The organism is Geodermatophilus amargosae, assembly GCF_041028265.1.
In the GTDB taxonomy this organism is placed as follows: Bacteria; Actinomycetota; Actinomycetes; order Mycobacteriales; family Geodermatophilaceae; genus Geodermatophilus; species Geodermatophilus amargosae_A.
Map to the genome: position 1 here is coordinate 1 of NZ_JABGCW010000020.1, position 14,611 is coordinate 14,611.

Below are 14,611 nucleotides of genomic sequence, written 5' to 3' on the forward strand. Positions count from 1 at the left end.
GACGCAGGACCGGAGGCACGACCTCCTGGGCGACCGGCGACGCGGTCGGCGGCAACACGTGCTCGACCACCGGACGCGTGACAGGCCCCACCGGTGCCTCGACCGGAGGCACGACGTGGTCGACCACCGGCACCGCCGGTCGCAGGACCGGCGGCACGGCGCCCTGGGCGACCGGCGATGCGGTCGGCGGCAACACGTGCTCGACCACCGGACGCGCGACAGGTCCGACCGCCGGCCCCACCGGAGGCACGACCGCCTCCACGACCGGAGGCACGACCTCCTCGACGACCGAGGGGACGACGCGCCCGACGGCGGACGCCACCGGCGCCGCGACAGGCGGCAGCACGCGCTCGACCACCGGCGCCGCCACCGGAGGCAGCACGCGCTCAACTGCTGCCGCCGGAGGGACGCCGCGGCCGGCGACCGGATCGGCCGCCGGGGGCACGACGGCTTCGACGACCGGGGGCACGTGCTCGGTCACCGTCTCGACCACCGGCGCGACCGGCTCGGTCACCGTCTCGACCACCGGCGCGACCGGCTCGGTCACCGTCTCGACGACCGGCGCGACCGGCTCGGTCACCGTCTCGACCACCGGCGCGACCGGCTCGGTCACCGTCTCGACCACCGGCGCGACCGGCTCGGTCACCGTCTCGACGACCGGTGCCGGCGTCTCCGCGGGAACGTCGGCGACCGCGTCGGTCACCGGCTCGAGCGTCTCCGCGACGTCGTCCACGACCGGCGCTCCGGCGACCTCGTCGACCGTCGAGGCCACGACTCCGGCCGCGTCGCCGAGCAGCGAGTCGGCGGGTGCCAGCGGCTCGTCGTCGGCACGTGCGGTGCCGGAGACCACGAGGAGGAGGGCGTACAAGCCGGCCACCAGGCAGGCGAGGAAGAGGATCCGCCGGGACCAGGCAGCATCGACCCCGCTGCTCACCCCCCGTGTGGAAGGCCCTCTCCGCACTCCGGCAGATTAGAACGGATCCGGCCGGTTCGCTCGTCGATCACGACGGCGTCCCGGGGCGACTCCGGCTCAGACCAGGCGTACCCGCAGGCGGCGGAACCCGCGCCCCTTGTTCTCCATCTTGACCACCTCGACGCGGCCGACCATCGCCGTCGAGGCCACGTGCGTGCCGCCGTCGGCCTGCAGGTCCAGGCCCACGATGTCGACGATCCGCACCTGCTCGATGTCCGGCGGCAGCAGGTCGGTGGCCGTCCGGATGAGGTCGGGGATCGCGTACGCCTCCTCGCGCGGCAGCGTGCGCACCTCGATGCGCCGGTCGGCGGCGATCTCGGCGTTCACCGCCTCGGCGACCCGGTCCTTGAAGTCGGGCGGCACCTCGGCCAGGTCGAAGTCCATCCGCGCGGTCAGCGGCTCCATGTTGCCGCCGGTGACCTTCGCGCCGAAGTCGCGCAGGACGACGCCGGTCAGCACGTGCAGCCCCGAGTGGGTGCGCATCAGCGCGGTCCGCCGCTCGTCGTCCAGGGCGCCGCGGACGGCGGTCCCCGGCGGTGGCACGGGGTCGCCATCGACCGGGACCAGGTAGAGCTCGTCGCCCTTCCTGGTCCCCGCGATCCGGGTGCGCACGCCGCCCCACAGCAGCACGCCCTCGTCCGGCGGCTGCCCTCCACCGCCCGGGTAGAAGGCCGAGCGGTCGAGCACGATGCCCTGCTCGGGATCGGCCGCGACGACGATCGCGTCCCACTCCCGCACGGTGGCGTCGGCGAGGTCGAGGCGGTGGGTGTGCCCGTGCCGGTCAGCGCTCACCAGCGCATGCTGCCCCGCGCGGCGGCCTTCCGGGAGCCCGGTCCTGTCGTGGTCATCGGACGCGTGCACGCGACACGGCCGGACACGCCGGAGGACCGTGCACTCAGGCGATGATCGACTCGGGCGCCGCCTCACGCCGCCGTCTCGTCGTCCTCCGCCTGCAGCGCCCCGGCGCGGGCGAGGAACGCCCCGACCAGCCGGGCGCACGCCGCGGCGGCCTCCGGCTCGCGGTCGGCGATCTCCCGGCGCAGTCCCGGCACCTTCGCGGCGGCCTCCGGCGGCGGCGGGCCGGTCAGCTCCCAGGTCTCCTCCCACGCGGAGAAGGCGCCGGGGTCGATCTCCGGGTGGAACTGCACCCCGAGGTGCGCCCCCGACACGAACGCCTGGACGGCCCGGGACGTCCGGGCCACCTCGACCGCGCCGGGCGGCACGGTGAACCGGTCGCCGTGGTACTCGAACCACGGGCCGGCCGGCACCAGCGCGGGGTCGTCCGTCTCGACGTCGAGGAAGCCGTGCTCACCGGCCGGCGCCTCCGACACCACCCCGCCGAGCACCCGCGACAGCGCCTGGCCGCCGAAGCAGACGCCGAGCACCGGCGTCCCGGCGTCGACCGCCCGCCGCAGGTAGGCCAGTTCCGCGGCCAGCCACGGCACCGTGTCGTCGTAGGCGGCCGCGCCCGAGCCCATGACCACCAGCGTGCGCAGCGCGGCGGGGTCGGGCAGGTCGGTCAGCAGCGGGGAGGACCCGACCGTCGTCCCGACGACGACCGTCAGCCCCTGCGCCTCCAGCGCCGGCCGGAGGGTGCCGACCAGGCGGTGCCCGCGGGAGGGGTCGGCATCGTGGACGAGGACCAGCGCGGTCTGCATGCGCCCAGTATCCGCAGCCTCACCGACGGTCCCGGACGTCCCGCACTCAGCAACCCCTCTTCCCAGGAAGGCGCCCCGCGAGCAGGCTGGCGGCCGCGGCGGTGCCGCACGGGCAGCGCCGCCCCTGAGAGGAGCGGCCATGTACGCACGCTCGACCACCGTCGCCGGCACCCCGGAGAAGGTCGACGACGGGATCGCGTTCGTCTGCGACGAGGTCATGCCCGCGCTCACCCAGATGCGCGGGTGTGCCGGCCTGTCGATGCTCACCGACCGCGAGAGCGGCCGGGCCGTCGTCACCTCGTCGTGGACCGACGTCGAGGCGATGCGGGCCAGCGCCGACCAGGTGCGCGGACTGCGCGAGCGGGCCGCGGAGGTCCTCGGCGGCCCCGCCGAGGTGCAGGAGTGGGAGATCGCGGTGATGCACCGCCGGTCGGAGGCACCGTCGGGCGCCTGCACCCGGGTGACCTGGTGGCGCGCCGACCCCGCCGGCATCGACCGCGTCCTCGACGCCTACCGCAGCGTGCTGGTGCCGCGGATGGAGGACTACCCCGGCTTCTGCAGCGTGAGCCTCATGGTCGACCGGGAAGGCGGCCGCGCCGCCTCCGCGGTCACCTTCGAGGACCGCGAGGACATGGACCGCGGCCGCGTCCACGCCCGGGCCACCCGGGACGACTTCGCCCGGTCCATGAAGATCGAGATCACCGACGCCGCCGAGTTCGACCTCGTGCTCGCCCACCTGCGGGCGCCCGAGACCGTCTGACGGCCCGTGCCGGCGCCCGCACGAGGCGCCGGCACGGACTCACACGACGGCGGTGAAGGCGGGCCAGACGTCGTCGGGGCCCGCGGCGACCAGCGCCTGCCCGAGCACCTGCGACCAGGCCAGCTCGGTGCCGGCCTCGTCGCGCCACGACCAGCAGCGCCGGGTGAGGTGGTGCAGCCGGTACTCCTGCGTGAAGCCGATCGCGCCGTGCACCTGGTGGGCGAGCTTGGCCACCCGCTCGACGGCCTCCCCCGCGCGCACCTTGGCGGCGGCCGCGGCCAGCCCGACGGTCTCCTCGCCGCGGCCGAGCGCCTGGACGGCGGCGTCGACCAGCGCGGTGGTGCTGGTGACCTCACCGGCCATCTGCGCCAGCTCCATCTGGATGGCCTGGAACTTGCCCAGCGGCCGGCCGAACTGCTGCCGCTCGCCGGCGTACTGCACCGTCCAGGCCAGCACCTGCTCGAGCGCGGCCGAGATCTGCACCGCACGGGTCAGCGCGTAGCGGGCGCGCACGTGCGCGGCCTTCGCCGGGGTCAGCAGCGCGCCGGGCACCCCGACGCCGTCGAGCACCAGGGAGCCGCGCGGCTCACCGGCCAGGTTCACCGCCGACGAGGCGGCCAGTCCCGAGGCGTCGACGACGGCCAGCACCGCGCCCTCGATCCCGGGCGGCGCCGCGGCGAGCACCGCGACGTGCCTCGCCACGCCGGCCCACGGCACGTCGGTGGCGGTGCCGGTGAGCACGAACCGGCCCGGGCCGTCGCCGTCGTCGGACGGCTCGGCGGACACGGTGCCGTCGACCGCGACGGTCAGCGGCTCCTCCGGCGAGGGCAGGTCGAGGTCGGCGGCCACCAGCGCGGGGCCGGCCACGAGCAGCTGCTCGGCCACCGGCACCGCGGCCGCGCCGGAGGCCAGCGTCCGCACGATCGCGACGGCGTCGGCCAGCTCACCACCGGAGCCGCCGGCCTCCTCGGGCAGACCGACGCCGGTCAGCCCGGCCTCGGCCAGCGCCGACCACAGGCCCTCGTCCCACGGCCGCTCGGCGGAGAGGACGAACGGCTCGTGCCCGGCGAGGATGTCCCGGACGGTCTCGACCACCAGGTCCTGGTCGCTCATCGCAGGCCCAGCCCTCGCGCCACGATCCCCTTGAGGATCTCGTTGGTGCCGCCGCGCAGCGTGTAGCCCGGCGCGTGCAGCTGTGCCTCGGCCAGCGCCCGGCCCAGCGGGTCGGGGCTGTCCAGCGACGCCGGGACGTCGACCACCCGGCGCACCTCGTCGACGACGTCCTGCTCGAACGTCGTCCCCATGTCCTTGACCAGCGCGGCCGGGATGTCGGGCAGCTCCCCGCGGTCGAGCGCCGCGGCGATCCGCAGCGACAGCTGACGCAGCGCCAGCGCCCGCGAGGACAGCCGCCCGAGCACCGCCAGCTGCGCGGCGTCGCCGGTGGCGGCGGCGCGGCGGCCGAACTCGGCCAGCAGCGGCCAGGTGGAGAGGAACCGTTCGGGGCCGGAGCGCTCGAAGGCCAGCTCCGCGGTCACCTGGTGCCAGCCGGCGCCCTCGGTGCCCAGCAGCATGTCGCCGGGGACGACGACGTCCTCGAACACGACCTCGTTGAAGTGGTGGCCGCCGTCGAGGATGCGGATCGGGTTGATGCGGATGCCCGGCAGCGACAGGTCGACCAGCAGCTGGGTCAGGCCCTGGTGCTTGCCGCGCGGGCCCTCACCGGGCGGGCCGGTGCGCACGAGCACGATCCCGTAGTGGGAGTGGTGCGCGTTCGACGTCCACACCTTGGCGCCGTTGACCACGAAGTCGCCGTCGGCGTTGCGGGTGCCGCGGGTGCGGATCGAGGCGAGGTCGGAGCCGCTGTCGGGCTCGCTCATCCCGATCACGAAGTAGCACTCCCCCGCGGCGATGCGCGGCAGGATCTCCTTGCGCTGCTCCTCGGTGCCGTAGCGCAGCAGGTTCGGGCCCGACTGCCGGTCGGCGATCCAGTGCGCGGCCACGGGGGCGCCGGCGGCCAGGAGCTCCTCGGTGACGGCGTAGCGCTCCATCGCGGTGCGCTCGTGGCCGCCGTACTCCTTGGGCCAGGTCATCCCCAGCCAGCCGCGGGCACCGAGCTTCCGCGAGAACTCCGGGTCCACGCCGGACAGCCAGGTGTCCACGTGCGTGCTGAAGGTCCCGGCGGCGAGCTCCTCGGCGAGGAACTCCCGGACCTCGAGGCGGACCCGCTCGGCTGCCTCGGACGGCGGCGCGGGCGCCAGGGTCAACTGGTTGCTGCTCATGACGGACACGTCCCCACGTCGGCGTGGCAGTTGTCACCGTCGGTTGTACAGGTCACCGCCGTGTCCCACCCGCGCGCGGGGGTGTCGGATGTCCCACTCCGCGGCCCGCATCCGGACGGCGTCGGGTCCCACCGGCCCTCAGCGGTCGTCGTCGCCGGGGAAGGCGTCGCGGGGGGTGGCGCCGCGGGAACGAGCGTCGCGGGAGAGGGCGTCGCGGGAGAGAGCGTCGCGGGAGAGGGCGTCGCGGGAGGAGGTGTCGCTCGGGAAGGCGTCCTGGGCGAGCAGGCGCAGCCCGTCGGCGACGTCACCGGCCACCGTCGTCAGCCGGTCCACCGCGCCGGTGACCAGCCGGCGCACCGCGGCGGGGTCCAGGCCGAGCACCGAGCCGAGCCCGGCGGCGACGTCGAGCGCCGGGAAGGCCACGGGCGGGGCGGGCGTCTCGGCCCGCCCGGGCGACCAGCGCATCGCGTCACCGGAGACGCTGACGTCCCCGCAGGCTCCCTCGAGGGCGTCGGTCAGGTCACTGTGCGCCTGGTCCACGGCCGCCTCCTCCGACCCGGCCCCGACGACGGGGCGGTGGCTGCGATGGTCCGCCTCGCCGGCGGGACCCGCCAGGGGGTCGGCGGCCGTCCGGGTCAGCACCAGCAGGGCGACGTCGTCGGCGCGGCGGGGGCCCGCCAGGGCGTCGAGCAGCCGGTCGCAGAGCGCGCCGGGATCGACGATCCCCTCGCCGTCGGCCGACTCGGCGGCGGCCACCGCGCGCAGGCGGTCCAGTCCCTCGTCGAGGTCGGCGCTGCGGCTCTCGACGAGGCCGTCGGTGTAGAAGACCAGCGTCGCGCCCGGCGCCAGCCGGCCCGACCACTCCGGCGCCGGACCGGGCGGTGCGCCGAGCAGCCGGCCGGGCCGGACGTCGAGCAGCTCGGCCCGACCGTCGGCGACCAGCAGCGGCGGCAGGTGGCCGGCCGAGGCGATCCGCAGGTCCCCCGTGGTGGGGTCCAGACGGGCGAACAGCGCGGTGGCCATGCGCGGCAGCCCGAGCAGCGGCCAGCTGCCGTGCAGCCGGTCGACCAGCGCCGCCGGCCCCGGCTGGTCCACCAGCAGCGCCCGGTGGACGCTGCGCAGCTGGCCCATCGTGGCCGCGGCCGTCACGTCGTGGCCGACGACGTCGCCGACGGCGAGCGCCACGTCGCCGCCGGGAAGCGGGACGACGTCGTGGAAGTCGCCGCCGACGTCGGCGCCCCGGCTGGCCGGCAGGTAGCGGACGGCCAGCGCGTACCCCGGCACCTCCGGCGGCTCGGGCGGCAGCAGGCTGGCCTGCAGCGTGTGGGAGGTCCGCCACTCCAGCTCGTAGCGCTGGGCGACGTCCATGCCCTGCGACATCTGCAGGGCCAGCTGCTCGGCGGTCTCGACGTCGGCCTCGGTGAACAGGCCGTGCCGTGCGTCGGCGCCCAGCGAGATCACCCCGAGCGGCCGGTTCTCCAGGATCAGGGGCACGCAGATGAGGTCGGTGAGCTCCAGGGCCCGGGTGACCTCCAGGTGCCGCGGGCCGGTGGTGAACCGGGCGAGCTCGGCCTCGTCCACGCCGCGCAGCCAGACCGTGCGGTGCTCGACCATCGCCCGCACGCTCGGGTGGGCGCCGTCGCGGCGGGGCAGGTGGACGTCGCGCAGCTCCTCGATCAGCGGGCGACGTGCCGGGTCGGCGTGCGCGACGACCGGCTCGACCAGCCCGCCCTCGGTCATCAGGTCGATCACGCACATGTCGGCCAGCCGGCTCACCGTCAGCTCGGCGAGCTCTCCGATCGTCTCGGCGACCCCGTGCCCGGCGGCCATGAGCCGGGCGGCGTCGAGCAGGAACGCCGAGCGGGTGGCCTGGCGGGCCGTCTCCTGGTTCAGCCGGACGCGCTCCAGCGCCTGCCCGGCCTGGCGGCCGAGCGTGGCCAGCAGCTCGGCGTCGGCCTGCGGGAGGGATCCGCGGGTGCCCGGCTCGGCCAGGCTGATCAGCTCGCTGTCGCCGACCACGCCGAGGACGAGGACGAGCGCCCCGAGGTGCCGGTCGTCGGCGGCCGACACCGGGACGACGACCACCGCGTCCTGCCCGGCCCCCAGCAGCGCGTCGGCCAGCGCCGGCCAGGCCGCGCGCAGCCCCGGCCCGACCGGCACCGTGCGCACCCCGCCGGTGCGCACCAGGTCCGCCCCGCCCCGCGCGGCCGCCGCCAGCTCGGTGAGCAGCGCGGTGGGCAGCCCGTCGCTGGCGGCCAGGACCACCGGCACCGGCCGCTGCCCGGGGACGTGGTCGGGCCCGGGGACGGCCAGCCACAGCCCGGCGCCGCTCGCCTCGACCGCGGCCCGTGCGCGGCGGACGACGACCTCGGCGACCTGCTCGGGCGAGCCGGCCGCGGCCAGCTCGGAGACCACCTGCTGCAGCGTCCGGGCCCGCGCCTCGGACTCGGTCGCGGCCCGCTGCGCGGCCAGCAGCGCCCGCTCGTAGCGCCGGCGCGAGGTCGCCTCGAACACCGTGGCGCGCACCAGCAGCGGCCGGCCGGCGTCGTCGCGGACCTCGATGGCGTTGACCAGGCAGGGCAGCACCGAGCCGTCGGCACGGACGACGTCGAGCGCCGCCTCCCGCACCGCTCCCTGCAGGCGCAGCAGCGGCGCCAGGTGGGTCTCGTAGAACACCCGGCTGCCGGCGCTGAGCAGGTCGGGCAGCCGCAGGCCGCGGACCGCGCCGGGCGCCAGGCCGGTCCAGTCGCAGAAGGTCCGGTTGACCTTGACCACCCGCCCGTCGGGGACCAGCGACAGGTATCCGCACGGGGCGTTCTCGTAGAGGTCGGCGGGGTCCTCCTCCAGCAGCCGGGTGAGCTCCTCCCGCTGCCCGGTCCCGTCCCGGTGCGCCGCTGGGTCTGTCACGGCCGGATCAGGTGTCGCGCAGGAAGGCGCGGATCGCCGCGGCCGTCTCCTCCGGCGCGGACAGGTGCGGGCAGTGCCCGGTGGCGGCCAGCCGGGTGAAGACGCTGCCCGGGACCCGGGAGTGCACGTAGCGGCCGACCGGCTCCGGCGCGATGGCGTCGTCGCTGCACTGGAGCACCAGCGTCGGGACGCGGACCTCCGGGAGGTCGGCGCGGTTGTCGGAGAGGAAGGTGACCCGGGCGAAGTCGCGGGCGACGCGGGGGTCGGTGCGGCAGAAGCTCTCGGCCAGTTCCGCGGCAACCTCGGGGTTGCCGGGCCCGGCGACCACCGGCGCCAGCGCCGCGGACCACTGCGCCGGGTTGCTGTCGAGGGAGTCCAGGAGCGCGGCGACGTCGGCGCGGCTGAAGCCGCCGGTGTAGTCCCCGTCGTCGACGTAGCGGGGGCTGGGGCCCACCATCACCAGCGCGCCGAAGCGCTCCGGCGCCGCCAGCACCGCCAGCACGCCGATCATCGAGCTGACCGAGTGCCCCACCAGGACGACGTCGGTCAGGTCCATCTCCCGGACGACCTCGACGAGGTCGTCGGCGTAGCCGCGCAGCGACCCGTAGCGGTCCGGGTCGTAGGCGGAGAGGTCCGAGCCGCCCGCTCCGACGTGGTCGAAGGTGACCACCCGGTGGTCGACGGCGAAGTCCGGCGCCACGGCCCGCCACATGGTCTGGTCGCAGCCGAAGCCGTGGGCGAAGACCATGGGCCGGGCGGACTCCGGCCCCCTCACGCGCACGCAGTTCCGCGTGATCACGCTCACGCAGCGACCGTAACGGACGAGCGCGTCCCTGTCCCCAACCGGGAGGACCCGGCCGCGCACGGACCCCTGTCGCCCCGTCCGGCGGGCTCCTACCCTGCACGTACCGGACGAGATCGATCCGGTATCCGACCCGCCCCGCGCCGCATCGAGGTGTCCCGTGACCGTCGCTCCGGCCCCCCTCCGTCCACCTCCGGTCCGCCCCGTCGCCACGAGGGCCGGCGACTCCCAGCGCGTGCTGCACCGGCTGGTCCGCCGCGAGCTGCGGCTGCTCGCCGAGCTGTCGACCTGGGCCCCGGCCGGCGACGCCGCGCGCGCGGCCGCCCTCACCCGGCACGCCGACCTGCTGGGCCGGGTGCTGCTGGGCCACCACGCCATGGAGCGCGACCTGCTGTGGCCGGCGCTGCTGCGCGCGCTGCCCGGCGACCTCGCCGGCCCCTCGCGCGACCGCGTCGCCGACTGGACCACGCGCTGCGCCGCCGTCGACAACCGGCTGCGCGACCTGTCCACCGCCGCCCGGCAGTGGGCGGTGGCCGGCACCCCGGCCGCCCGGGACGCCTTCGCCCTCACCTGCCTGGACCTCGCGGCCGCCGTGGACGCGCAGACGCAGGCCGAGGAGCGGGACCTGCTGCCGCTGCTGGAGGCGCACCTGCCGGCCCGCGACTGGGCGGCGATCGTGCGGGCCGTGCGGCCGGCGCTCGGCGCACGCGAGCAGATGACGGTGCTGGGGCTGGCCCTCGAGGACGCCTCCCCCGCGGAGCGGGCACGGCTGCTGGCGGGGCTGGACCGGGGGACCCGGCTGGTGTGGCGGCTGGCCGGCCGGGCGCGCCACCGTGCGGCGGTGGTCCGGCTGCGGGGGGCTCCACCCGAGCACTAGGGGAACGGGAGCGGGCACGACGACGGGCCCGTCCCCGGTCTCACCAGCGCGACGTGCCGCAGTCGCGGCAGCGCTTCTTGGCCGTGGTGGTGGCGCCGTGGCAGTTCGGGCAGGTCCAGGTCGCCCGCTCGGTGGTGCGCTCGATGGTGCGCTCGGTCGTGGTGGTGCCCATGGGTGTACTCCCCTGTCGTCCGGGAGCCCCCGACGGTAGGCAGCCGGGATGACGGGGAGGTGTCCTGCGGGTTGCGGGACGCTCCGGTCTCTCCCTCACCCGGTCTCCTCGACACGGCCGTTCTCGCGCCACCGGGCACTGGGAGGGCACTGGGACGCCGGTGCAAGCGGGTGCCCCAGTCGTCGTCCAGTCCCGCACAGGTGGTGCGCGGGAGCGTCCTCGCAGCGAGCCGGACCCCCGGCTCCCGACCGAGGAGCCCCGCCGTGACCCGCACCACCTCCCCCCGCACCCGCCTCTCCCGCGCCCTGCTGCGCACCGCCGTCCCCGCGACCGCGGTCGCCGCCGTGCTCGCCACCGCCGGCCCCGCGTCGGCCTCCGGCTACGACCACAACGCCTACGACACCGACGCCAACGGCTGGATCGACCTGTACGCCTTCGACGACAGCGGCGACCGCTACGAGGACACCTGGGCCGTCGACCGGGACGAGAACGGCCTCGTCGAGCAGGTCGCCGTCGACACCGACCTCGACGGGTACGCCGACACGTTCGCGTTCGACAGCGACGAGGACGGCTACGTCGAGGAGGTCGGCGTCGACACCACCGGCAACGCGCTGCCCGACGTGTGGGGCGCCGACTCCGACCTCGACGGCTACGTGGACGCGGCCGCCTACGACGTCGACGACGACGGGTACGCCGACTGGTCGGAGGCCATCGCGCCCACCTCCTACGCCTACGCGTCGGTGACCTACGCCTTCGCCGAGGCCGACGGCTGGTCCTACTGGGAGGTCTCGGTCGAGTACGGCTACGGCCTGACCAGCGGCTCCGGGTCCGACGACACGGGGATCGAGGCCCCCGACGCCGGCACGCTGCAGATCACGGGCAACACCGCCGACGACGACGCGGTGGCCGAGGCCCTCGCGGAGCTGGCCGACCTCCTCTGAGGCGACAGATGAGTTCCGCGGCCGGCGCCGGTCGGGAGGACGTGGGCACCCCCTTCCTCCTCGTCCCCGGCGCCGGCGGCCGTGCCTGGTACTGGCACCGGCTGGTCCCCGAGCTCGAGCGGCGGGGACACCGCGCGGTCGCCGTCGACCTGCCGGCCGACGACGACGCCGCGGGGCTCGACGCGTACGCCACCGTGGCGACGGCCGCGCTCGACGACCTCGTCGCAGGAGGGGACGGCGCGGACGGGGACGCCGTGGTGGTCGGGCAGTCGATGGGCGGGCTGACCGTGCCGCTGGTCGCCGCCCGGCGGCCGGTGCAACTGCTGGTGCTGCTCAACGCGATGGTGCCCCGGCCCGGGGAGACCGGCGGCGACTGGTGGGCAGCCGTCGGCCAGGCCGCCGCCCGGGCCGGGCTGGCCCGCGCGCAGGGCCGGCCCGGGGACGACGACGTGGAGACCGACTTCTCGCACGACGTCCCGCCGGAGGTGTGGGCGGCCGGTGCGCAGCACGCCGAGGACCAGTCCGGGACGCCGTTCGGCGAGCCGTGGCCGCTGTCCGCCTGGCCGGACGTGCCCACCCGCGTGCTCGCCGGGCGCGACGACCGCTTCTTCCCCCTCGCGCTGCAGCGGCGGGTGGCGCGGGAGCGGCTGGGGCTCGACGTGGACGAGGTCCCCGGCGGTCACCTGTGCGCGCTCGGCCGGCCCGCCGAGCTGGCCGACGCCCTCGAGGCGCTGCTCGTGCCGGAACCGACACGCCAGGTCACGTGACGAGCGGCCCGGATCGGCGCAGGATGGACGACCGCTCTCCGCACCGGGACGACCCGCGCGGCGGAGCCCGGAACCCGTCCTAGCAGAGGGAAGTGCAGTGCCGGCCACCCCGTCCGACGTCGTCCCCGATACCGAACTGGCCCGCGAGCAGGAGTACGTCACCGACCTCTACACCCGCCTCGACGCCGCCCGCGAACTGGCCGAGCGCCGCTGGCGTCAGGCGATCTCCTGGCCCGCCGTCGACCCGCAGGCGCTGCAGGAGCGCGACGCCACCGTCCGCTTCCACGGCGAGCGGATGGTCGCCTTCGACGCCGCCGAGGCCGGGCTGTGCGTGGGCCGCATCGACCGCGCCGACGACGGCGGGGCGCTCTACGTCGGCCGCATCGGCCTGCCCGGCGACGACTCCGCCCAGGACCCCGCGCTGGTCGACTGGCGGGCGCCGGCCGCGCGCCCGTTCTACGTGGCCACGCCGGTGCACCCGCTGGGCATCGTCCGGCGCCGGCACATCCGCACCCGCGGGCGCACCGTCGTCCGCCTCGACGACGAGGTGCTGACCACGGGCCTGGCCGGGTCCGGGCTCACCGGCGAGGCCGCGCTGCTGTCGGCGCTCGACGCCTCCCGCACCGGGCGCATGACCGACATCGTGCGGACCATCCAGGCGGAGCAGGACCGGATCATCCGCAGCGACGCCGCCGGCGTGCTCGTCGTCCAGGGCGGCCCGGGCACCGGCAAGACCGCCGTCGCGCTGCACCGCGCGGCCTACCTGCTCTACACGCACCGGGAGCGGCTGGCCCGCCGCGGGCTGCTCGTCGTCGGGCCGACGCCGACCTTCCTGCGCTACATCGCCGACGTCCTGCCCTCCCTCGGCGAGACCGGCGTGCTGCTGTCCGGGCTCGGCCAGCTGCGGCCCGGCCTGGACGCGCGCGGCGAGGAGCCGCCGGAGACCGCGGCGGTCAAGGGCCGGCTGGAGATGGTCGACGTGCTGCGCGCCGCGATCGCCGGCCGGCAGGTGGTGCCCGACGGCCCGCGCGAGGTCGAGGTCGACGGCTTCCGGTTGCGGCTGCGGCCGGTGGACGTCACGCGCGCCCAGGCCGCCGCGCGCCGGGCCGACCCGCTGCACAACCTGGCCCGGCCGTTCTTCGTGCGGCGGGTCGTGGACACGCTGACCAGGCGCTACGCCGACCGGCTGGGCCGCGACGTGCAGGCCGACGCCGAGCTGCTCGACCGGGAGGACGTCGCCGCGCTGCGCCGTGAGGTGAGCGAGGACCCCGGCGTGCGCTCGCTGCTGGCCGGGCTGTGGCCGGTGCTCACCCCGGAGCGGCTGCTCACCGACCTGTTCGCCGACCCGGCGGCCGTCGCCGCCGCGACGCCGGGCTGGTCCGACGCCGACCGCGCGCTGCTGCACCGCCCGCGCGGGAGTGCGTGGACGCCGGCCGACGTGCCGCTGCTGGAGGAGGCCGAGGAGCTGCTCGGCTTCGACGACAGCGCGCAGCGCGCCCGCGCCGACCGGGACCGCCGGCGCGCGCTGCGCCGAGCGCAGGAGACCCTCGACGTGCTGCACGGCTCCCGGTCGGTGGACCTCGAGGACGAGCACCTGGAGGCCGAGGTGCTCAGCGCCGGCGACCTGCTGTCGGCCGAGGACCTCGCCGACCGGCAGCGCGAGCTGGACCTGCGCACCACCGCCGAGCGGGCCGCCGCCGACCGCACCTGGACCTTCGGGCACGTCGTCGTCGACGAGGCGCAGGAGCTGTCCCCGATGGCCTGGCGGCTGCTGGTGCGCCGGTGCCCGACCCGGTCGATGACCGTCGTCGGCGACGTCGCGCAGACCGGCAGCCTCGCCGGCGCCGAGCGCTGGGACGCCGTCCTGCGCCCGCACGTGGGCGACGCCTGGCGGCTGGAGGAGCTGACGGTCAACTACCGGACGCCGGCCGAGGTCATGGAGGTGGCCGCCGACGTGCTCGCCGCCACCGGCACCGGGCTCACGCCCCCGCGCTCGGTGCGCACCGGCGGCACGCCGCCGGTCGCCGAGGTGACCGGGGAGGCCGGGCTCGCCGCGCGGGTGGCCGAGGTGGCCGCGGACCTCGCCGGACGGGAGGGGACGACGGCGGTGCTCGTGCCGCCGAGCCGGCTAGTCGGCGTCGTCGCCGCGCTCGGGGCCCTGCGGCCGGACGTGCAGTCGGGACCGGGCGCGGACTCCTCGCTGGGGCCGGTGGTGCTCGTCCCCGGTGAGGCCAAGGGCCTGGAGTTCGACTCGGTGGTGGTCGCCGATCCGCAGGGCGTGCTCGACGAGGGCGTACGGGGGCTCAACGACCTCTACGTCGCGCTCACCCGCGCCACCCAGCGGCTCACCGTGCTCTCCCCCGGCCCGCTGCCCGCGGTGCTCGACCGGCTGGTCCCCGCGACGGCCTGAACCGTCTGCCCACCGCTCGTGCTCTGCCCACGACTGTGGGCAGAGCACGAGCGCGCAGGAGGAAC

Annotated in this window: 13 protein-coding genes; 5 read left to right on the forward strand and 8 right to left on the reverse strand. The window is 76.4% G+C overall.

Annotation, left to right across the window (positions count from 1 at the left end):
* The 3 genes from HLV61_RS20885 to HLV61_RS20895 form a co-directional block, all read right to left on the reverse strand.
* Positions 1 to 934: hypothetical protein (locus HLV61_RS20885; RefSeq protein ID WP_369258944.1), on the reverse strand; the 934-nt coding region annotated here is incomplete at its 3' end.
* A 96-nt stretch (positions 935 to 1,030) separates the two neighbouring features.
* Positions 1,031 to 1,765 (reverse strand): alanyl-tRNA editing protein, encoded by a 735-nt coding sequence (locus tag HLV61_RS20890; RefSeq protein WP_369258946.1) that lies wholly within the window; start codon positions 1,763 to 1,765, stop codon positions 1,031 to 1,033.
* A 131-nt stretch (positions 1,766 to 1,896) separates the two neighbouring features.
* Entirely contained in the window at positions 1,897 to 2,631 is a 735-nt protein-coding gene (locus tag HLV61_RS20895; RefSeq protein WP_369258948.1) for a type 1 glutamine amidotransferase, read from the reverse strand.
* Positions 2,632 to 2,770: 139 nt separating this feature from the next.
* Between HLV61_RS20895 and HLV61_RS20900 the strand changes: the two genes are divergently transcribed.
* Positions 2,771 to 3,391 (forward strand): hypothetical protein, encoded by a 621-nt coding sequence (locus HLV61_RS20900; protein WP_369258950.1) that lies wholly within the window; start codon positions 2,771 to 2,773, stop codon positions 3,389 to 3,391.
* 39 nt (positions 3,392 to 3,430) lie between these two features.
* Here the strand turns inward: HLV61_RS20900 and HLV61_RS20905 are convergent, their stop codons facing one another.
* The 4 genes from HLV61_RS20905 to HLV61_RS20920 all read right to left on the reverse strand — a co-directional run bounded on the left by HLV61_RS20905 (position 3,431) and on the right by HLV61_RS20920 (position 9,382).
* Positions 3,431 to 4,504, reverse strand: a complete 1,074-nt coding sequence (locus tag HLV61_RS20905; protein WP_369258952.1) for an acyl-CoA dehydrogenase family protein — start codon at positions 4,502 to 4,504, stop codon at positions 3,431 to 3,433.
* A complete protein-coding gene (locus HLV61_RS20910) occupies positions 4,501 to 5,670 on the reverse strand; it encodes an acyl-CoA dehydrogenase family protein (protein ID WP_369258954.1) in 1,170 nt (389 codons plus the stop codon). Before HLV61_RS20910 ends, HLV61_RS20905 begins: the two co-directional genes overlap by 4 nt.
* 138 nt (positions 5,671 to 5,808) lie before the next feature.
* The gene (locus tag HLV61_RS20915; RefSeq protein ID WP_369258956.1) at positions 5,809 to 8,577 is read right to left on the reverse strand and encodes a SpoIIE family protein phosphatase; all 2,769 of its coding nucleotides are present in this window, start codon (positions 8,575 to 8,577) and stop codon (positions 5,809 to 5,811) included.
* A 7-nt stretch (positions 8,578 to 8,584) separates the two neighbouring features.
* On the reverse strand, positions 8,585 to 9,382 hold the full coding sequence (locus HLV61_RS20920) for an alpha/beta fold hydrolase (protein WP_369258958.1): 798 nt from the start codon (positions 9,380 to 9,382) through the stop codon (positions 8,585 to 8,587).
* A 157-nt stretch (positions 9,383 to 9,539) separates the two neighbouring features.
* On the opposite strand from HLV61_RS20920, the gene HLV61_RS20925 reads away from it, so the two are divergent.
* Positions 9,540 to 10,256, forward strand: a complete 717-nt coding sequence (locus HLV61_RS20925; protein ID WP_369258960.1) for a hemerythrin domain-containing protein — start codon at positions 9,540 to 9,542, stop codon at positions 10,254 to 10,256.
* Between the two features lie 40 nt (positions 10,257 to 10,296).
* On the opposite strand, the gene HLV61_RS20930 is transcribed toward HLV61_RS20925, so the two are convergent.
* Positions 10,297 to 10,428: a hypothetical protein gene (locus HLV61_RS20930; RefSeq protein ID WP_369258962.1), complete on the reverse strand. Its 132-nt coding sequence runs from the start codon at positions 10,426 to 10,428 to the stop codon at positions 10,297 to 10,299.
* A gap of 263 nt (positions 10,429 to 10,691) precedes the next feature.
* On the opposite strand from HLV61_RS20930, the gene HLV61_RS20935 reads away from it, so the two are divergent.
* From HLV61_RS20935 to HLV61_RS20945, 3 genes are all read left to right on the forward strand, one after another.
* Positions 10,692 to 11,369, forward strand: a complete 678-nt coding sequence (locus tag HLV61_RS20935; protein ID WP_369258964.1) for a hypothetical protein — start codon at positions 10,692 to 10,694, stop codon at positions 11,367 to 11,369.
* Positions 11,370 to 11,410: 41 nt separating this feature from the next.
* A complete protein-coding gene (locus HLV61_RS20940; RefSeq protein WP_369258966.1) occupies positions 11,411 to 12,136 on the forward strand; it encodes an alpha/beta fold hydrolase in 726 nt (241 codons plus the stop codon).
* Positions 12,137 to 12,233: 97 nt separating this feature from the next.
* Entirely contained in the window at positions 12,234 to 14,546 is a 2,313-nt protein-coding gene (locus tag HLV61_RS20945) for a HelD family protein (RefSeq protein ID WP_369258968.1), read from the forward strand.
* Positions 14,547 to 14,611 lie beyond the last annotated feature (65 nt).